Consider the following 20620-nt stretch of genomic DNA (forward strand, 5'->3'; position numbering starts at 1 on the left):
TTATTATGAAAATCATTAAACGTGCCTTAACTTTTGAAGATGTGCTTTTGTGTCCAGGATATTCTGAGGTTTTACCTAAAGAGGTAAAAATTGATACAAAATTAACCAAAAATATCACTTTAAATATTCCTTTAGTATCTGCAGCTATGGATACAGTAACTGAACATAGAGCAGCTATTATGATGGCAAGACTTGGTGGAATTGGTGTAATTCATAAAAATATGGATATAGCTTCACAAGCTAGAGAAGTTAAAAGGGTAAAAAAAAGTGAAAGTGGAGTAATTTATGATCCTATTTATATAGGTGCTAAAGCTAGTGTTAAAGAAGCTTTAGAACTTATGGCAGAGTATAGAATTTCTGGCGTTCCTGTTGTTGATGAAAATAAAAAATTAATAGGAATTTTAACTAATCGTGATTTAAGATTTGAAAGTAATTTAAATAATTTAGTTGAAAATGTAATGACTAAACCACCTTTAATCACAGCTCCAAAAGGTTGTACTTTGGATGATGCAGAGAAAATTTTTAGCACTAATAAGGTTGAAAAACTTCCTATAGTAGATGAGAAAGGATATCTTGAAGGTCTTATTACTATAAAAGATCTTAAAAAGAGAAAAGAATATCCTAATGCAAATAAAGATAATTTAGGAAGATTGTGTGTAGCAGCTGCAATTGGAGTGGGTCAAATGGATAGGGCTAAAGCTTTAATTGAAGCAGGTGTTGATGCTATAGTCCTTGATTCAGCTCATGGGCATTCAAAAGGAATTATGGATACTATAAAAGAACTTAAAAAAACTTATTCTAATGTAGATATAATAGCTGGTAATATAGCTACTGCAAAAGCTGCTAAAGCTTTATGTGAATTAGGTGTTGATGCTATTAAAGTAGGTATTGGACCTGGGAGTATTTGTACAACAAGGATTGTTTCAGGAGTTGGAGTTCCTCAAATTTCAGCTATTGATGAGTGTGCTTTAGAAGCTGCTAAATTTAATGTTCCTGTTATAGCAGATGGTGGGATAAAATATTCTGGAGATATTGCCAAAGCTTTAGCTGCTGGGGCAAGTTCTGTGATGATAGGTTCATTGCTTGCTGGAACAAATGAAAGCCCAGGAGAGCTTTTTACTTATCAAGGAAGACAATACAAAACTTATAGAGGTATGGGTTCTCTTGGTGCTATGCAAAAAGGGAGCTCTGATAGATACTTTCAAGAAGGAACAGCACAAGAGAAATTAGTTCCAGAAGGCATAGAAGGACGTGTGCCTTATGTTGGAAGCATTAAAGATGTGGTTCATCAGCTTTTAGGGGGCTTGAGATCTTCTATGGGTTATGTAGGAGCAAAGGATATACAAGAATTTAAAGAAAAAGCTGAATTCGTAGAAATTACTAGTGCAGGTTTAAAAGAAAGTCACGTTCATGATGTAACTATTACACACGAAGCACCAAATTATAAGGTAAATAATCAATGAGTTTTGAGGAAAAATTAGAAAAAGCTAATGAAGCTTTAGAGAAATTAAACAATGATGAATTAACTTTAAATGAAAGTATTAAAATTTATAAAATTGGTTTAGAAAATATCAAAAAAGCTAGAATGGAATTAGATAAAGCAAAATTAGAGGTGGAAAAAATCAATGAGTAAAATAGCTGCTTTACAATTTCCTACTTTGGCTTTGAGTGAGTCAAGACTTGATTATTATTTACAAGCTTCAAAAGAAAGTGGTGCAAATTTAGTTGTACTTGGAGAATATGTTATCAATAGCTTTTTTACAGAATTACTTTCTATGCCAAAAAGTATGATTAAAGAACAAAGCGAAGTTAAAAAAGAAAGTCTTATAAAACTTTCTAAAAAATATGATTTAGAAATTATTGCACCTTTTATTAGCGTGGAAACTAAAGGATATAAAAAAACCTGTCTTAAAGTTTCACCTAAGATGATTAAAATTTATGAACAACAAATTTTAATACCCTATACTCATTGGAATGAAAAGGCTTTTTTTAACAATAAAGAACAAGATGAACTTAAACTTTTTCATTTTAGCTATGAAGGATTAAAGTGTGCATTAATTTTTGGTTTTGAGGCTCATTTTGATATTTTTTGGAAAAAAATTATGGAAAAAAAGATTGATCTTGTTATTATTCCTACTGCCTCCACATTTGAAAGTAAAAAACGTTGGGAAGAGCTTTTAAAAATAAGAGCCTTTTTAAATCATACTAGTGTTTTAAGGGTTAATCGTATAGGGACTTCAAAACATAGTGAAGAATGGAATTTTTATGGCGATACTATGTTTATTAATGCTTTTGGGGAGATAGAAGAAAAGCTTGGAAATGAAGAAGAAATGCTTATTGTAGAACCAAAAAAAGCTAACGAAGCAAGAAATTTATGGGGATTTGATAAAATTATAAAAAATAAAATTTGATATTTCTTAGGATTAAATGTGGATATTTTTTTTAAAAATATAGAAAGTTTAAAGATCTCAAATTATGATCTTGCTTTAAAAATCTTAAGCTTTTTAAATCAGTCAAAATTAAGCTTTAGAATAGATGAAAATTTAAATATTTATGACTCTCAAAAAAGGTATTTATATGAAAATAAGGAGCAAATGAATCAATTTATTGATTCTATTTCTAATGGAAGTAAAAATTATCCTTTTATTTTTATCTATGGTATAGCTAATGGGGAATTGATTAAAAATTTAAGTTATAAATATAAACATATTTTTGTTTTTGAAAGTGAAATTGAACTTTTAATTTTAGCTTTAAATATTGTAGATATCAGCGAAGAATTAAAAAATTATAAAATTATTTTATTTGATCCTAATGCTTTTGATTTTGAAATTCAAGTTGCTATGTTTTTCGATCATCAAGATATACTTGAATATTTAAGTTTATATAAGCTTTTTATTAGTTCTTTATATTATAAAGATTTTTTTAATAATGAGATATTAAAAGTTAATGAGATATGTATAAAAACAGCTGATGTAGCTATAAGAAATGCTGATAGAACTTGTTATCTTCCTCTTTTAACTTATAAACAATTTCTTTGTAATATCCCTACAATGTTAGAAAATATTCCTTTTCAAAGACTTATAGCTCAAAGAAAAAATGCTTTTGATACAGCCATAGTAGTTTCAGCAGGACCTTCACTTACTAAACAACTTCCTTTACTTAAAAAATATCAAAATAAAGCTTTTATTTTTTGTGCTGATGGAGCTTTAAACATCTTGCTTAAAGAAGATATCAAGCCTGATTATGTAACAAATTTAGATTTTTCTGATTGGGCAATTAATTTTTTTGAAAAAATATCTAATTTAAATAATACTTTAATAATGCTCGAATGTGCAACATCACCAAATGTTGTTGATTTTTTAAAAAAAGAAAAAATTATTCTTTGTATTAGAAATAAACCTTTGTATATGCGTTATCATTTAAATGATTTTGGCTATATAGATACAGGAACTCATGTAAGTCATTTCTCTTATACTCTAGCTCTTGCTTTAGGATTTAAAAATATTATTATGATAGGACAAGATTTAGCTTATGATGAGAAAGGAAATTCGCATTCAAAAGGTTATTATTACACAGAAAAATCTAAAGAAGAATATCTTAGCGATACATTAGAAATTGAAGCGTATGGCGGAAATAAACAGATTAAAACACATATATTTTGGAATGATTATCGTATCAAATTAGAATACCTTTTTGCTTGCAATAAAGAAGTAAATTTTTATAATGCCACAGAAGGTGGAGCAAGGATAAATTTTACAAAAGAAGTATCTTTTAAAAATGCTTGCGAAACTTTACTTCATAAAGAAAAACCTAAATTTGAAAATTTAAAACCCTTAACTAAAAATAGAAGTGCTAAACTCATTGCTAAATTCTTTGAAAAATTAAAACAAGATAAGCAAACTTGTGAAAATTTATTAAATGATGCTAAAACTTTAAAAGAAGCATTAGATAATATCTTAAGCAAAGATATTATTTTACCTTTAGAATTTTTACAAAATGTTTATCAAAATATAAGTAGTTTTAATAATACTTTAGCAAATGATGAGTTTGTGCAAGATGAAGCTTTAAGAGGTAATTTTGTTTATCGTGGCTATTTGATTTCTTGCGCTATAAGAGATAAGAATGATGAGAGAGAATATTTGTTTGCTTATATAAAAGCTTATAAAGAATGGTTGCAAGAATTTTTAGAAAAATTAAACACTAAGTATGAAAATATCCTTGAAGCTTTAAGTATAGGACAATATAAATAAATTTTAATTTTATAAAGTGATTTTTATCTAAGAAATTTAAAATTTTTTAGATATTTTTTATCAAGATTTTTTAGGGGTATTTTAGTGAAAAAGTGTTAGAATTTTTACTTTTGATTTCTTAAGATATTTGAGGCAAAGATGCAAAAAATTCATTTTATAGGTATAGGTGGCATAGGTATTTCAGCATTAGCAAGATTTTTAAAAGAGAAAGGTTTTATAATCAGCGGGAGTGATTTAAAAGAGAGTAAAATCACTAAAAAGCTTGAGAGTGAAGGCGTATGCGTATCAATCCCACACAATAAAGAAAATATTATCGGAAAAGATTTAATAATCTATTCAGCTGCTATAAAAGAAGAAAATCCTGAATTTAAATATGCTAAAGAATTAGGTATAAAAACTCTTTCGCGTAAAGAAGCTCTACCTTTAATTTTGCAAGATAAACGTGTTTTTGCAGTTGCTGGAGCGCATGGAAAAAGCACTACTTCAAGTATTTTAGCTTCTTTGATACCAAATTCATCGGTTATTATCGGTGCTATTTTAAAAGAATTTGGATCAAATATGATTTATAAAGAAAGCGAGAATCTTATTTTTGAGGCTGATGAAAGCGATAGTTCATTTTTAAATTCAAACCCTCATTTAGCTATAGTTACAAATGCAGAAGCAGAGCATTTAGATCATTATGGTAATGAAATTTCAAGGCTTCATCACGCTTATACTAGTTTTTTAGAAAATGCCAAGATTCGCGTTATTAATGCAGAAGATGAATTTTTAAAAGATTATAAAGGTGAAGCTTTGCGTTTTTATCCTAGCAAAGATATTAAAAATTGTGTTATGGAGCTTGAAAATTTTAAACCTAAAACAAGTTTTGAGCTTAAAAATCTAGGTCGTTTTAGTGTATTTGGTATGGGTTATCATTTAGCCATTGATGCTTCTTTAGCAATTTTAGCGGCATTAAATTATGAAAATATAGAGCAAGTTAGATTGAATTTAAAAAAATATCAAGGTATTAAAAAAAGATTTGATATTTTATATGCTGATGAAGATTTAGCTTTAATTGATGATTATGGTCATCATCCAACAGAGATTAAAGCTACTTTAAATGCTGCCAAAGAATATGCAAAATTAGCAGGATATAAAAAAATAATTGCTATTTTTGAGCCTCATCGTTATACACGTTTATTTGCAAATTTAAAAGAATTTGTTTTAGCATTTAAAGATGTTGATGAACTAATAATTTTACCTGTTTATGCTGCAGGAGAAGAAAAAATAGAAATTGATTTAAAAAAACATTTTGATAATGCCTTATTTGTTGATGATATTAAAAGAGAGGGTAAATTTTTAGTTACAGATAAAGGAAGAGTACTTGATAAAGGTTTGATTATAGGATTTGGAGCAGGAGATATTAGCAATAAATTAAGGCAGAATAATGAGTAAAATTTTATTTTATCTTTTAATTATTTTAATTTTATTTTTAATTACTCTTATTCTACGTAAAAAATTAGGTTCTAAGACTAAGCCTTTTTTTATATTTTTGCTTTTATTTTTTATTATTTTTTCTGTATTTTTTGAAATACAAAATATAAAAAAAGCGAAGAAAAATCGTGAAGTTCTTATAGCTTTTAACCAAGGTAAAAATATCATTTGCAATGATTTGAATATTTCAAATGATTATTTTAATTATGAATTTGGCACAGCAAGTTTTATTTCTAAAGATAATAATCTTAGTTTTAAATCTTTAATTATTGATATCAATCATTGCAGGTTAAAAAATGATTGAAAGCAAAGAAGAGCTTATATCAAAACTTGATTTAGGTAGTTATTTAGAAGAATTTAAAGCTCTTTTTTCAAGAGATAAAGATATATTTTTACAAGGTGATTCTTCGCTTCATCTAAAACGAATCGATGAGCTTTGTAAAATCAACTTTCCACAAATTCCAGAAGTTTTAAATTTGGATAAAGCTTTAATGCATTTAAGTAAGCAAGGAATTTTGCATTTAGATGAAATTTATGAGTTTGTAAAAATTGTTTGCTATTTTGAAAAACTTAAAAAAATTAATTTTGGATCTAATCTAAACTCTTGGCTTGAAAAAATTCAACTTTCAAAAGAAATTTTAGAACTTACTTTAAAATTTAACGATAAAGGAGAGCTAAAAGAAAGTTTAGATGAAAGACTTATAAATTTAAATACAGCTTTAAAACTTAAAAATGAAGCCATAAGAGCTGAATTTAAAAAGCTTATTTATACTAAATCGCTTAGTCCTTATTTAATCGATACACAAATTCATTTTATAAATGGCTTTGAAGCATTACTTGTAAGAGGAGGGTTTAATCACACTTTAAAAGCTAAAATTATAGCTAGAAGTAGTGGTGGGGGTTTTTATATCATTCCTTTAAATGTTGAAAATTTGCAAAATGATATAGAAAAAATTAAAAATCAAAAAGAAGAGATTTACTATGAATATGCTAAAAATTTTTCTATTTTTTTAGCTAAAAATATACCTTTTTTAAAATTTATTAATAATGCTTTTGATTTATTTGATCATTATAGTGCTAGGGTTTTGCTCGCAAAAAAGAAAGATTATGAATTTATTTTATGTGAGAATTCAAATGAAATTATACTTAAAGATTTTGCTCATCCAGCTCTTGATAATCCAAAAAGTATTTCTCTTGATTTTAAAAAGCAAGTTTTAATCATCACAGGAGTAAATGCGGGTGGAAAATCTATGCTATTAAAATCTTTACTCGCTGCTGCTTTTTTAGCCAAACATCTTTTACCTATGAAAATAAAAGCAAATGAAAGTAAAATAGGCTCTTTTAAAGAATTTGATGCTATTATTGAAGATCCGCAAAATGTTAAAAACAATATCTCAACCTTTGCAGGTAGGATGCTTCAAATCTCCAAACTTTTTACTAAAAAGAATTTATTATTAGGAATTGATGAGATAGAACTTGGAACAGATTTTGAAGAAGCTGCTTGTTTATATAGTGTTATTATTTCTCATCTTATAAAAAATAAACTTAAAATTATTATTACAACACATCATAAGCGTCTTGCTATGCTTTTGGCACAAAACGAAGAAGTCGAACTTATCGCTGCTTTATATGATGAAGAAATTTCAAAACCAAAGTATGAATTTCTAAAAGGCACCATAGGAAAATCTTATGCTTTTGAAACAGCTTTGCGTTATCAAATTCCAGCCAATTTAGTAGGAGAAGCCAAAAAGCTTTATGGCGAAGATAAAGAGAATTTAGAAGTAATGGTGAGTAAAAATATCAATCTTGAACTAGAGCTTAAATCTAAGCTTCAAAATATACATAAAAAAGAGCAAATTGCTGATGAGATTTTACAAAATCTAAAAGAACAAAGGCAAAAACAAGAAGAAAAATTTAAAAATACTCTAAGAGAATTAGAATTTAAATTTTATAAAGCCATAGAAGAAGCTAAAAAAACTATAAATTTAAAAGATATTAAAGAAAAACAAAGAAGTTTAAATAAAGCCAATGAGCTAAAAAAAGAAATTATCTTGCCAAGTATGAAGCAAAATGAAGAGCTAAGGGTAGGGGATTTTGTAAAATATGAAAAAATTAAAGGAGTGATTAAAGCTATTTCTAAAAATGAAGCTTTAATAGAATGTGAAGGTCTTAATCTAAGAGTAGGACTTAATTTGCTTAAAAAAAGCGTAGCGCTTCCTAAAAAAAGTCCTAAAACAAATATAAGTATTACTAAGCCAAGCAATTTAAATATCACTTTAGATTTACACGGACTTAGAAGCGATGAAGCCATTTCTAGGCTTGATAAATTTATTTCAGATGCCTTGCTTGCTGGATTTGATGAAGTTTTAGTATATCATGGCATAGGAACAGGAAAGCTTGCTTTTGCGGTAAAAGAATTTTTAAAAGCACATAAAAGTGTAAAAAGTTTTAGTGATGCACCGATCAATCAAGGTGGTTTTGGCGCTAAGGTAGTGAGGTTTTAAGAAAGGTTAAATTATGGCAAAAAAAGAAGCACAAACAGATTTATTTGTATATAAGCTTTTAGAAGAAGCAAAGATAAATTTAACTTATCATGGTTCAGATATTAAAGAATGAAATGAAGCTTTAAAAAACGCTTCAAAAAAAGGAACAAATAAACAAGGATATCCTGAATATTGTGGAGTAGTAAAAGATTTTGTAATTGTGATTGAAAATAAAGCAGATCTTAGCAAACACATTAAAAGAAATGAAAATAATCTTATCTCACAAGAGTAAAAAGATATAGAGAATTATGCATTAAATGGTGCTTTATGGTATGCAAAGCAAATTATTAATAATCAAAATACTTATAAAAAAGTTTTTGCTATAGCTGTAAGTGGTGATAGTAAAAAACATAAGATTACCCCAATGTTTATTGATAATGGAGCATTTATTAGAGAACCTTTAGAAGATATAGAAACTTTTATGCTTTTAAATGAGAAAAAGATAGAAGATTACTATAGAAGGGAAGTATTAAAAGAAGAGTCAAGTAAGCAAAAAACAAAAGAGGAGATAGAAAAAATTGCAAGCATTTTGCACGAAGACTTGCGTAATTATGGAGCATTAGATGATAGAAATAAGCCTTTAGTGGTAGCTGGAATTTTATTAGCATTAGATGAGATGAAAGTAAAAAATTTAGATTTAGATTATTTAAATAATGACTCTATAGATACAGATGGCTTTAAAATTTATGAACTCATTAAGTCAAATTTAAAAAGATCGGATTTAGCTCCACAGGTAAAATTTGATAAAGTTTTAACTCAATTTTCAGTGATTAAAGATACAAAAAAGATTAATGAGATATGTGAGATTGTAGATAAAAAAGGTCTTAGGATAAATTCTACTCCTTTAAAACACTATGCTAAATTTATCAAAGAAAATATTTTTGATTCTATTGATAGAATTAAAAATTCTAATGATTATTTAGGGATTTTTTATAGTGAATTTATGCGTTTTAGTGGAGGCGATGGACAAACTTTAGGTATAGTTTTAACCCCGCATCACATTACAGAGCTTTTTTGTGATTTGATTAATTTAAAACCTAGCGATAGAGTGCTTGATCCTTGTTGTGGGACAGCAGGATTTTTAATCACAGCTATGGATTATATGCTCTTACAAGCTAAAAATGAAAGGCAAAAAGAAGAGATAAAGAAAAATCAACTTTTTGGCTTTGAACTTCAATCTTTTATGTTTGCTGTTGCTACTGCTAATATGGTTTTAAGGGGCGATGGTAAAAGCAATTTAGATGATGAAGATTTTTTAAAGCAAAATCCACTTAGACTTCAAGAAGACTTTAGGGCTAATGTAGGCTTTATGAATCCACCTTATTCTCAAGGTAAGATTGATAAAAATTTAACAGAAATTGCTTTTAGTGAACATTTGTTAAATTCCATACTAAAAGATGGAAAAGTTGTAGTAATCGTTCCACAATCTGCAATGACTGGAAAAAGCAAAGAAGAAAAGATAATCAAAGAAAGCATTCTTAAAAATCATACCTTAGAAGGAGTGATTACTTTAAATAAAAATACTTTTTATGGAGTAGGGACAAATCCTTGTGTAGCAGTTTTTACAGCAGGAATTCCGCACTATAAAGATAAGATAGTTAAATTTATCAATTTTGAAGATGATGGTTATGAAGTGCAAAAGCATAAGGGTTTAGTTGAAAGCATACATGCACAAGATAAAAAAGCTTATCTTTTAAAGGTATGGCGTGATGAGATAGAAGCTCCAAGTAAATTTTGCGTTAAAACTACTATAGAGCCAAATGATGAGTGGCTACATAGTTTTTATTATTTTAACGATGAGATTCCAACGCATGAAGAATTTGAAAAAACAATGGCAGATTATTTAACTTTTGAGTTTAATATGATAACACATGGCAGAGGCTATCTTTTTGGTTTAGAGGATAAAAAAGATGAAAAATGATTTAGCTAGTGTTGAGTGGAAAGAATTTAAGATAAGTGAAGCGTTTGAAAATTTTCATGGAAAAAGATTAGTTGAAAAACAAAGAATAAAAGGAAAAATTCCGCTACTTACAGCTGGTGAAAATAATAATGCAATTGCTTCGTTTATTAATAATGCAAGTGTAATTTATGAAGATTTTATTTCTATAGATATGTTTGGCAATGCTTTTTATCATCCATACAAAGCTTCAGGAGATGATAATATTTATTTTTTTCTTAATCAAAAACTTTCAAAATATGTAAAATTGTTCATTGTATGTTGTATAAATATGCAAAAGAGTAAATATTCTTATGGAAAGCAATTTAGGCAGACAAATGCTGATAATTGTAAAATAATGCTCCCGATAGACTCTAAAGGCAATCCAAATTATAGCTTTATGGAAGGCTATATGAAAGAAATAGAACAGAACTATATAAAAAGCATCTTAAGTTATTACAATAAAAAACTATTAAGTTACGGGGGGGGGGTATTACCTAATTGTAATAACACCTTTAGAGAACAAAGCATTTTCATTGAGGATGGCCTCATGAAAATTGCAGGAGAAAAATTAAAATTAGAAAATATAGAGTGGAAAGAATTTACTTTAGAGCAAATTTTTAGTGAAATTAAAAGGGGTAAAAGGTTAATTGAAAAAGATAGGATAAAAGGTAATATACCTTATTATTCAGCAAGTAAAGAAAATAATGGATTAACGGATTTGATCAGCAATCCTTTATTTGTAGAGAAAGATAAAATTATTATTACGACATTTTGTGATTGTTATTACATAGAAGGAAATTTTACTGCTAGTGATGAGATTACAATGCTTGGAAATGAAAAATTAAATAAATATAATGGTTTATTTTTAGCAAATATTATTAAAAATAATGCTTCAAAATTTGCTTTTGGATATAAAGCTTTTACAGAAAGATTAAAAAGACAAATCATACAACTCCCAAAAGATGAAATGGATAATCCAAATTGGCAATTTATGGAAGATTATATGAAAGCTATAGAAAAAGAACATTTGGAAAAAATTACAGCTTATTATAATGCTAAATTAAATGAAAACAACTGGGGGGGGGGATTTGATTTAGATGAATATAAAAAATTTATCCAAAATCAAAAGCAGTTAGAAAATGTTGAGTGGAGAGAATTTAAAATAAATGAAATTTTTAATGTTTATACAGGAGGAGATTTAATATTATCCAAAATTAAAAAAGGGAATATTCCTATAATTAGCCATAGTGTGCTAAATAATGGAATTAGCTCATGGAGTTCGCAGATTAAAGATAGAAAAATTTTTAATTATAAGACAACAATTTCATTAGCTGATAGAGGTAATTTTTTTGCATTTACGCAAATGCAGAATTTTTATATAGGCACACGAGTAAAAGCCTTAGAGATAAAATATAATGTTGATTTTGATGTGCTAAAATTTATTTGCGTATGTATTAATAAACAATCTGATAGATTTTCATACGGAAGAAATTGCTGCGCAAATATAGAATTTTTAAATATTATTCTTCCCATAGATTCTAAAGGTAGTCCCAACTGGCAATTTATGGAAGATTATATAAAACATATAGAATATAAAAAGATAAAAGATATTGTAGTTTATTATCAAAGAAAATCATAAATCCACAAATATTTCTTAAAGCATTTTTCGCTAAACTTCATAAATTTTATAAGGTTTAGCGATGAAAAACATTATGATATTAAGTGGAGCTGGACTTAGTGCTCCAAGTGGGCTTAAAACTTTTAGAGATAATGGCGGGCTTTGGGATGAGTATGATGTGATGGAAATTTGCTCTGCAACAGGCTTTAGAAAAAATCCCAAAAAAGTGCTTGATTTTTATGATGCAAGACGTCTAGAGCTTGCAAATGTAAAGCCAAATTATGCTCATAAACAAATTGCTAAATTAAAAGAAAAATGGGGTAAAAATCTTTTTGTTTTAACGCAAAATGTTGATGATTTACTAGAGCGTGCAGGGTGTAAAGAAGTCATTCATTTACATGGCTTTTTGCCTGAACTTCGTTGTTTAAAATGTGGTGAAATTTTTAATATAGCTTATAATTTAATGGCAAATAAAAAATGCCCTAAATGCAAAAGTGAAAATTTAAGACACAATATCGTTATGTTTGAGGAAGCAGCCCCAGCTTATAACACACTTTATTCTCTTTTAAGTCAAACTTCACTTTTTATAAGCATAGGGACAAGTGGAGCTGTTTTGCCCGTGGGTGAGTATGCAAGAATGTGTGAAAAAAGTATTTTAAATATCTATGAAAAGGATGAAAATTTAGAGTTATTTTTTGATAAAATTTATATAGAAAATATTTTAAGTGCCATTGAGAAAATAGCACAAGATATAGATGAATTTATGAAAGATAGCTAATGTTTGATTCTTTGTTAAATGGGATGATTTTGGGTTTTGGGGTAAGTGTTCCTTTTGGACCTGTAAATATTTTGATCTTAACTTATGCTCTTAGAGTTTTTAAAAATTCTTTAGCTGTAGGCCTTGGTGCTTTTAGTGTTGATATGCTTTATTTCTTTCTTTTAAAATTTGGACTTATTGGCTTTTTAGATAATGCAATATTTATGAAGGTTTTAGCTGTATTTGGATTTGTTTTTTTAAGCTATATGGCTTTTTTGATGCTTGTGAAAAAAAATAAAGATTTAAATTTAAAAAATGTAGAATTTAAAGAAAATTTGTTTAAAAGTTATTTAAAGGGTGTATTTTTAAATGGTTTAAATCCTTTTGTAATAGGATTTTGGCTTAGTGTTGCAGGTATTGCCATAAAAGAAAGTCATCCTAATGCTATGGTAATTGGTCTTATTGTGGCTATACTTTCTTGGATCTTTGCTCTATCTTTTTTTGTGGCAAGATATAAGGATTTTTTTAGTGCAAAGATTATTAAAATTATTAATATTATTTCAGCTCTAATCATAGAGTATTTTGCTATAAATTTACTTTATAAAACTTTTATAGGATAAAAAATGAATGCAAAAGAATTTTTAATAGAACTTTTAAAATTTAAATCTATTACACCAAAAGATGATGGAGCTTTAAATTTTATCGCTTTGGAGTTAAGCGAGTTTGAAGCTTTTTTTATAGAAAAAGAAGGCATCAAAAATCTTTTGCTTACAAAAAAATTTAAAGATGAAGGTGAGCATTTAGCTTTTTGTGGGCATATAGATGTAGTTCCTGCAGGAGAAGGTTGGCAAAGCGATCCTTTTAAACCTATAGAAAAAGATGATTTTATCTATGCAAGAGGAGCACAAGATATGAAAAGTGGCGTGGCTGCTTTTGTATATGCTTTAAAAGAAGCTAGATTTAATGGTTCAAGACTTTCTTTAATGCTTACAAGCGATGAAGAAGGTGAAGCAAAATATGGCACTTTAGAGCTTCTTAACTTTATGAAGGAGAAAAATCTTTTGCCTGATTTTGCTTTAGTGGGTGAGCCAACAAGTGATAAACATTTTGGCGATACTATTAAAATAGGGCGTCGTGGATCCATTAATGCGACACTTATTATAAAAGGCAAACAAGGACATGTAGCTTACCCTGAAAAATGTATTAATCCTATACACGATTTTGCTCCAGTTTTAAAATTTTTAGCCGGATTTGATCTGGATCCTGGAAGCGCTGAATTTGATCCTTCAAAGATTGTTATTACAGATATTAGAGGGGGGCTAGAAGTTAGTAATGTAACGGCTAATGATTTAAAAATTATGTTTAATGTTAGAAATTCATTAGATACAAGCATAGATGATGTTAAAGCTTATGTAGAAAAAATTTGTGAAGGGTTAAACTATGAGCTTAAGATAAGTCAAAGCTCTAAACCTTTTTTAACCAAAAGTGATAATAAAATAGTTCAAAAAATTAATCAAAGCGTTCAAAAAATCACTTCTCAAGTTCCAAAATTTAATACCAAAGGTGGCACAAGTGATGCAAGATTTTTAGCTGAGTTTGGTGTAAGCGTATGTGAATTTGGTGTGCGTAATGATACAATCCACGCTGTAAATGAAAGAGTAAGCGTAGAAGAATTTGAAAAGCTTTGTTTAATTTATAAAGATTTTGTAGAGAATTTTTAAAAATAATATTTATTTGTTAAGTTAAAGATTATTTATAAGGATTAAAAGAGTTAAAATGATTATCAATGGACAAAAATTTGATCTTAAAGAGCTTAAATTTATGGATTTTCTCAAAGAAAAAGGCTTAAAAGCTGAATTTATTGCCTTAGAATTAAATGGAGAAATCGTGTCTAAAAGCGAATTTGAAAATTTGATTTTAAAAGAAAATGATAAAGCTGAAATCGTAAGTTTTGTAGGGGGAGGTTGATGAGAGTTAAATTCAATGGTGAGTTTTTAGAAACAGAGCATAAAAACACTTTAGATTTTTTTCAAAGCGTGAGTAAAAATGAAAGTGATGTATGGATAGTAAATGGCTTTGCGACAAAGGAAAATTTAAATTTAAATGAAAATGATGAGCTTTTTTGCATAGAAAAAAATATTATGCCGCCCAAAGATGCCTTAGATGCTATGATGAGATCGCGTCATACTCCAAAGCTTCATGATAAACTTAAAAAAGCAAGTGTAGCAGTATGTGGGCTTGGCGGACTTGGATCACATATAGCTATAATGCTTGCACGTAGTGGTATAGGGCATTTAAAACTTATAGATTTTGATGTAGTTGAACCTAGTAATCTTAATCGTCAAGCTTATCGTGTAAGTGATCTGGGTAAATTTAAGACCGAAGCTTTAAAAGAGCAAATTAATGAGATAAATCCTTATATTAGTATTGAAATTTGCACTTTGAAGATAGATGAAAATAATTTAAAGCTTTTATTTAAAGATATAAATATAGTTTGTGAGGCTTTTGATACTGCACTTGCAAAAGCTATGATAGCACAAAATTTTCATAAATATTTTCCAGATAAAACTTTAATTTGTGCTTCAGGTCTTGCAGGATACGGAGATAGTAATAGCATACAAACAAGAAAGATAGCACAAAATTTCTATGTTTGTGGAGATTTGATAAATGGGGCTAAAGTAGGCAATGGACTTATGGCTCCACGTGTAAATATTTGTGCAGCTCATCAGGCTAATTTAGTTTTAGAACTTCTAGCGAGAAATAATGATGAATGATATTTTAAAGATAGGAAAATATGAATTTCAAAGTCGTTTTATATTAGGTTCAGGTAAATTTTCACTCGATCTTATAAAATCAGCTATTGATGAGGCAAAAGTAGAAATTATTACCTTAGCTTTAAGAAGAGCTTATACTGGAAATGTTGAAAATATACTTGATTTTATTCCTAAAAATATCACGCTTTTACCCAATACCTCAGGCGCAAGAAACGCTAATGAAGCTTTGCGTATAGCAAGACTTTCAAGAGAACTTGGTTGTGGAGAGCTTATAAAGATAGAAGTAATAAGTGATAGTAAGTATTTATTGCCTGATAATTATGAAACAATTAAAGCTTGCGAGCTTTTAGCTAAAGAGGGTTTTACACCTTTACCTTATATGCATGCTGATCTTTATGCGGCTAGAGCTATGAGAGATGCAGGAGCTGCGGCTATTATGCCTTTAGCTGCACCTATTGGGAGTAATAAAGGCCTATGTGCTAAGGAATTTATACAAATTTTACTTAATGAGATTGATTTACCAATTATTGTTGATGCAGGCATTGGAACCCCTGCACAAGCTTGTGAAGCCATGCAAATGGGAGTAAGTGCAGTGATGATAAATACAGCCATAGCTGAAGCAAAAGATATTGCTTTAATGGCAAAAGCTTTTTCTTTGGCAACTCAGGCAGGAAGAGTGGGATATTTAGCAGGCTTAGCAAGTGTAAGTGAAGCTAAAGCAAGTTCTCCATTAACAGGCTTTTTAAGGGATTGATTGATGCAAGATTGTATGGAGTACTTACCTCATATGCGAAAGATAGAAAGTGAAATTTTAACCAAGGTTTTAAGCGAGGTTCAAGCTTATGATGAGAATAAATATAGTGCTAAAGATGTTAAAAATGCATTAAATTCCGTGCATTTAAGCATAGAAAATCTAAAAGCCTTGCTTTCAAGTGCAGCAGAAGACTTTATAGAGGAGCTTGCTTTAAAATCTGCCAAAATTAAGCAAAAATATTTTGGAAATGCGATTTTGCTTTTTACTCCACTTTATTTGTCAAATTATTGTAATTCAAAATGTGTTTATTGTGGTTTTCAAAAAGGAAATAAAATTACAAGAGCAAAACTTAATGAAGATGAAATTCATAAAGAAATGCAAGCAATTGCTAAAAGTGGATTACAAGAAATTTTATTATTAACAGGTGAAGGCAGAGAATTTGCAAGCGTAGAATATATTGCTCGTGCTTGTAAAATAGCTAGAGAATATTTTAAGGTTGTAGGAGTTGAAATTTATGCTTTAAATGAAGATGAGTATAAAATTTTACATGAAAATGGCTGTGATTATGTAACTATTTTTCAAGAAACTTATAATCCTTTAAAATATTCTAAAATTCATTTAGATGGTGAAAAACGTATTTTTCCTTATCGTTTTAATGCGCAAGAAAGAGCTTTAAGAGCAGGTATGAGAGGAGTTGCTTTTGGGGCACTTTTAGGGATTGATGATTTTAGAAAAGATGCACTTGCTACAGCTCTCCATGCACATTTTTTACAACAAAGATATCCGTGGGCTGAAATTTCTCTTTCGATTCCGCGTTTAAGACCCATAATTAATAATGCTAAAATAGATTCAAAAGATGTGAGTGAAAAAAGACTTTTTCAAGTTCTTTGTGCTTATAGGATTTTTTTACCTTATGCAACAATTGTTATTTCAAGTCGTGAAAGAAAAGGCTTTAGAGATGAGGTAGTGAAATTTGGAGCAAACAAAATGAGCGCTGGAGTAAGTGTGGGGATAGGTGAGCATCAGGGTAATAAAAAAGGAGATGAGCAATTTGAAATTTCAGATAAAAGAAGTATAAATGAAATTTTAACTATGCTTAAAAAATCAAATTTACAGGCTGTGATGAGTGATAGTATCTATGTGGGATAAAAAAATTATTACTATTAGTGATAGAAAATGTATTGAGGGTGATTTTTTAAAATATATCGAAAAACTTGCAAAAGCTAAAGTTGATGCTATAGTTTTAAGAGAAAAAGATCTTAGTGAATTTGAGTATTACGATTTAGCTAAAGAAGTTTTAGCTATTTGTGCTAAAGAAAAAGTTACTTGTTTTTTGCATTTTTTTGATAGAGAGTGTTTAAAATTAGGGCATAGATATTTTCATACCCCGCTTAGCTTATTAAGAAAAGATCCAAAAATTGTAAGATATTTTCATATTTTAGGAACTTCTGTGCATAGTAAAGAAGAACTTTTAGAGGCTATGAATTTTAAAGTAAATTATGCCTTTGTAGGACATATTTTTGAAAGTTCTTGTAAAATCGAACTTGCTCCTAGGGGCTTGGAATTTTTAAAAGATTTGCTTGAATTTAGCAAAATTCCTCTTTATGCTATAGGAGGTATTAATCTTAATAATATTTCTGAATTTAAGAATTTAAATATAGCTGGTATTTGTATGAGAGAAGCTCTTATAAAAGAAGATAATCTTAAAAAATATATAAAAGAATGTAGAGAAAAACTATCAATTAGATAAATGATTTTATTTGATTTATAAAAATAAAATGAAGTTAAAATTAATCTTTATATTTAGATATTAAAATACTTATTTTATAGTTTATTTTTTAAAAATTTATTTTATATTTTTTAAAAATTTAACTTTATTTAAGCATTATTACTATAATATTGATATCAATTATCATTTATATAGGAAGTCATTATGAATCTTAATGAGTTAAAAGATGGTCAAAAGGCTATTGTCAAAAATATAAATGCCGATAAAGAGTTATTAAATAGACTTTTGAGTTTTGGATTTACAAAAAATAAGAATCTTACTAAGATACGATCTTCTTTGAAGAATGCTACTATTATGATAGAACTTGAAACAACTTGTGTAATTTTACGTTCAAGTGAAGCAGAAACAATCGAGGTACAATTAACATGAAACAAATAAAAGTTGCTTTGGTAGGACAACCAAATGTTGGAAAAAGTTTGCTTATTAATAAGCTTTGTAAAGCAAATATGAAGGTGGCAAATTTTAGTGGAGTTACTATAGAAAAGGCGAGTGCAAAAACTTTCTATAAAGATTATGAAATTGAAATTATAGATTTGCCTGGTACTTATGCTCTTGATGGTTATAGTGAAGAAGAAAAAATTACACGCTATTTTTTAGATCATGAGCAATATGATATTATAATAAATGTTTTAGATGCTACAAATTTGGAAAGAAATCTTATTTTAAGTTCTGAGCTTTTATTGTTAAATAAAAAAATGCTTCTTGCATTAAATATGTGCGATGAAGCAAAAAAAGAAGGCATTGAGATTGATATTAAAAAACTTAATTTATTATTTAAAATACCAGCTTTACAAGTAAGTGCTAAAACTAAGGAAAATTTAGATCTTTTACTTGAAAAAGTTGTATTGCTTTATGAGAGTAAATTTAGAGTTAAGAGTGATTTTTATTCACATTTTTGTCAAAATGGCATACAAAAAGAAAATTTAATACAATATGCAAGTAATGTATATTCTCAAATTATAGTAAAATCTTCAAATTTTAGCCCTTTGAGTAAAAAAATAGATAAAATTTTAATTCATCACTTTTTTGGATTACCTATATTTTTATTTTTAATGTGGTTTTTATTTCAACTTACATTTACTTTAGGGCAAATTCCTATGGATTATATTGAAGAAGGTTTTGGTATGTTGGGTGATTTTTGTAAAGAACATATATCCAATCCTTTACTCGCTTCAGCTTTAAGTGATGGAGTTATAAATGGAGTAGGCGCTGTTGTATTATTTTTACCTAATATTATTATTTTATTTTTAGGAATTGCACTTTTAGAAACAACTGGTTATATGGCTAGAGTTGCTTTTTTACTTGATGGTATTTTGTATAAATTTGGCTTACATGGAAAAAGTTTTATTCCGCTTATCACAGGTTTTGGTTGTTCTGTACCCGCTTTTATGGCAACTAGAACATTAAAAAATAAAAAAGATAGACTTTTAACTCTTTTTGTTATTAATTTTATGAGTTGCGGGGCACGTTTGCCTGTATATGTTTTATTTATAGGAGCCTTTTTTTCAAGTGATAAGGCTGGAAATTATTTATTTGGAATTTATATTTTGGGTGCTATTTTAGGTCTTTTTGCAGCAAAACTTTTAAGAATTACCGCTTTTAAAGGATTAAATGAACCTTTTGTTATGGAAGTACCAAAATATCGTATGCCAAATTGGAGTTTAGTTGCTTTTATGGTTATTAATAAAGCTAAAGCTTATCTTAAAAAAGCAGGAACCTTTATACTTTTGGCATCTTTATTTATATGGTTTGCTAGTAATTTTCCAAGAGAAAGGGTTCAAGGTTTAGATGAAGAACGAAATGAAGCAGTTGTTGAGCAAAGTTATCTTGGTCAATTTGGTAAAGCAATAGAGCCTGTTTTTACTCCTTTAGATTTTGATTGGAGACTTAGTGTTGCTCTAGTGAGTGGTTTAGCTGCTAAAGAAACTATGATTTCTACAATGGGAGTTCTTTATTCTTTAGGGAATGATATTGATGAAAATAGTCAAGATTTAAGAAGTATTATTTCTAAAAGTGTCTCTTTTCCTAGTGCTGTAGCTTTTATTTTATTTGTAATGATTTACAATCCTTGTTTTGCTGCAACTATAGTATTTTCAAAAGAAAGTGGAAAAACAAAATATACAATTTATTTATTTCTCTTTACTTGTATAAGTGCTTATATAGTAGCTTTAACAGGATTAAATATAGCAAAACTATTATGAAATTTTATCTTTGCTTAAAATAAGCAAAGATAAATTATTTTATTTCTTTTAAAATTTTAATATTTATAATCTTATCTCCTTGTTTAATAGAATCTAAGACTTTTAAGCTTTCTTTATCATCTTTATCAATTTGTCCAAAAATAGTATGTACTCCATCTAAATGAGGTTGTGGGCTATGGCAAATAAAAAATTGTGATCCACCTGTATCACGCCCAGCGTGAGCCATAGATAAGCTCCCTCTTTCGTGTTTATGTTTTTGATTATCGCATTCGCAAGCTATCTCATATCCAGGTCCGCCTGTACCTGTACCATTAGGACAACCCCCCTGTATAACAAAATCTGATATTACGCGATGAAAAGTTAAATCTTTATAAAAATTTTCATTTGCTAAATTTGCAAAATTACAAACTGTTTGAGGAGTCTCATCTCCAAAAAGCTTAAGTTTCATTACCCCTTTTTCGGTTTTTATAAGAGCAAATTTATATTCTTCAACTTTGCTTGTATCTATTGTTTTAAGCATTT

The 20620-nt window shown here is 28.3% G+C and carries 20 protein-coding genes; 19 read left to right on the forward strand and 1 reads right to left on the reverse strand.

Annotated elements, in window-relative coordinates:
- The first annotated feature begins 5 nt into the window (after positions 1–5).
- The 19 genes from guaB (at position 6) to feoB (ending at position 20098) form a co-directional block, all read left to right on the forward strand.
- Positions 6–1463, forward strand: a complete 1458-nt coding sequence (gene guaB / locus GQV94_RS03485; protein WP_200169571.1) for an IMP dehydrogenase — start codon at positions 6–8, stop codon at positions 1461–1463.
- Entirely contained in the window at positions 1460–1633 is a 174-nt protein-coding gene (gene xseB / locus GQV94_RS03490; RefSeq protein WP_200169572.1) for an exodeoxyribonuclease VII small subunit, read from the forward strand. Before guaB ends, xseB begins: the two co-directional genes overlap by 4 nt.
- Positions 1626–2411 carry a carbon-nitrogen hydrolase family protein gene (locus tag GQV94_RS03495; RefSeq protein WP_200169573.1) on the forward strand — a complete coding sequence of 262 codons (786 nt, stop codon included), beginning with the start codon at positions 1626–1628 and terminating at the stop codon, positions 2409–2411. Before xseB ends, GQV94_RS03495 begins: the two co-directional genes overlap by 8 nt.
- 18 nt (positions 2412–2429) lie before the next feature.
- Entirely contained in the window at positions 2430–4250 is a 1821-nt protein-coding gene (locus tag GQV94_RS03500; RefSeq protein WP_200169574.1) for a motility associated factor glycosyltransferase family protein, read from the forward strand.
- A gap of 138 nt (positions 4251–4388) precedes the next feature.
- A complete protein-coding gene (gene murC / locus GQV94_RS03505) occupies positions 4389–5684 on the forward strand; it encodes a UDP-N-acetylmuramate--L-alanine ligase (RefSeq protein WP_200169575.1) in 1296 nt (431 codons plus the stop codon).
- Positions 5677–6027, forward strand: a complete 351-nt coding sequence (locus GQV94_RS03510; RefSeq protein ID WP_200169576.1) for a hypothetical protein — start codon at positions 5677–5679, stop codon at positions 6025–6027. Before murC ends, GQV94_RS03510 begins: the two co-directional genes overlap by 8 nt.
- Positions 6020–8227 (forward strand): endonuclease MutS2, encoded by a 2208-nt coding sequence (locus tag GQV94_RS03515; RefSeq protein ID WP_200169577.1) that lies wholly within the window; start codon positions 6020–6022, stop codon positions 8225–8227. Before GQV94_RS03510 ends, GQV94_RS03515 begins: the two co-directional genes overlap by 8 nt.
- Positions 8228–8630: 403 nt before the next feature.
- Complete coding sequence (locus GQV94_RS03520) at positions 8631–10187, forward strand: HsdM family class I SAM-dependent methyltransferase (RefSeq protein ID WP_234126357.1); 1557 nt, start codon at positions 8631–8633, stop codon at positions 10185–10187.
- Complete coding sequence (locus GQV94_RS03525; protein WP_200169578.1) at positions 10177–11844, forward strand: restriction endonuclease subunit S; 1668 nt, start codon at positions 10177–10179, stop codon at positions 11842–11844. The genes GQV94_RS03520 and GQV94_RS03525 overlap by 11 nt, the downstream gene beginning before the upstream one ends.
- 61 nt (positions 11845–11905) lie before the next feature.
- Positions 11906–12601, forward strand: coding sequence for an SIR2 family NAD-dependent protein deacylase (locus GQV94_RS03530; protein ID WP_200169579.1), 696 nt, complete (start codon positions 11906–11908; stop codon positions 12599–12601).
- The gene (locus tag GQV94_RS03535; protein WP_200169580.1) at positions 12601–13200 is read left to right on the forward strand and encodes a LysE family transporter; all 600 of its coding nucleotides are present in this window, start codon (positions 12601–12603) and stop codon (positions 13198–13200) included. The genes GQV94_RS03530 and GQV94_RS03535 overlap by 1 nt, the downstream gene beginning before the upstream one ends.
- A gap of 3 nt (positions 13201–13203) precedes the next feature.
- Entirely contained in the window at positions 13204–14301 is a 1098-nt protein-coding gene (dapE, locus tag GQV94_RS03540; RefSeq protein WP_200169581.1) for a succinyl-diaminopimelate desuccinylase, read from the forward strand.
- Positions 14302–14356: 55 nt separating this feature from the next.
- Positions 14357–14548, forward strand: coding sequence for a sulfur carrier protein ThiS (gene thiS / locus GQV94_RS03545; protein ID WP_200169582.1), 192 nt, complete (start codon positions 14357–14359; stop codon positions 14546–14548).
- The gene (thiF, locus tag GQV94_RS03550; RefSeq protein WP_200169583.1) at positions 14545–15354 is read left to right on the forward strand and encodes a thiamine biosynthesis protein ThiF; all 810 of its coding nucleotides are present in this window, start codon (positions 14545–14547) and stop codon (positions 15352–15354) included. The genes thiS and thiF overlap by 4 nt, the downstream gene beginning before the upstream one ends.
- Positions 15344–16108: a thiazole synthase gene (locus GQV94_RS03555; protein WP_200169584.1), complete on the forward strand. Its 765-nt coding sequence runs from the start codon at positions 15344–15346 to the stop codon at positions 16106–16108. Before thiF ends, GQV94_RS03555 begins: the two co-directional genes overlap by 11 nt.
- A gap of 3 nt (positions 16109–16111) precedes the next feature.
- Complete coding sequence (gene thiH / locus GQV94_RS03560) at positions 16112–17257, forward strand: 2-iminoacetate synthase ThiH (protein ID WP_200169585.1); 1146 nt, start codon at positions 16112–16114, stop codon at positions 17255–17257.
- A complete protein-coding gene (locus GQV94_RS03565) occupies positions 17247–17858 on the forward strand; it encodes a thiamine phosphate synthase (RefSeq protein WP_200169586.1) in 612 nt (203 codons plus the stop codon). The genes thiH and GQV94_RS03565 overlap by 11 nt, the downstream gene beginning before the upstream one ends.
- Positions 17859–18041: 183 nt before the next feature.
- A complete protein-coding gene (locus GQV94_RS03570; RefSeq protein WP_200169587.1) occupies positions 18042–18266 on the forward strand; it encodes a FeoA family protein in 225 nt (74 codons plus the stop codon).
- Positions 18263–20098, forward strand: coding sequence for a ferrous iron transport protein B (gene feoB / locus GQV94_RS03575; protein ID WP_200169588.1), 1836 nt, complete (start codon positions 18263–18265; stop codon positions 20096–20098). The genes GQV94_RS03570 and feoB overlap by 4 nt, the downstream gene beginning before the upstream one ends.
- Before the next feature lie 34 nt (positions 20099–20132).
- Here the strand turns inward: feoB and GQV94_RS03580 are convergent, their stop codons facing one another.
- The gene (locus GQV94_RS03580) at positions 20133–20618 is read right to left on the reverse strand and encodes a peptidylprolyl isomerase (RefSeq protein WP_200169589.1); all 486 of its coding nucleotides are present in this window, start codon (positions 20616–20618) and stop codon (positions 20133–20135) included.
- Positions 20619–20620 lie beyond the last annotated feature (2 nt).

Origin of the sequence: Campylobacter sp. TTU_617, assembly GCF_016599045.1 — a bacterium.
Taxonomy (GTDB): domain Bacteria; phylum Campylobacterota; class Campylobacteria; order Campylobacterales; family Campylobacteraceae; genus Campylobacter_D.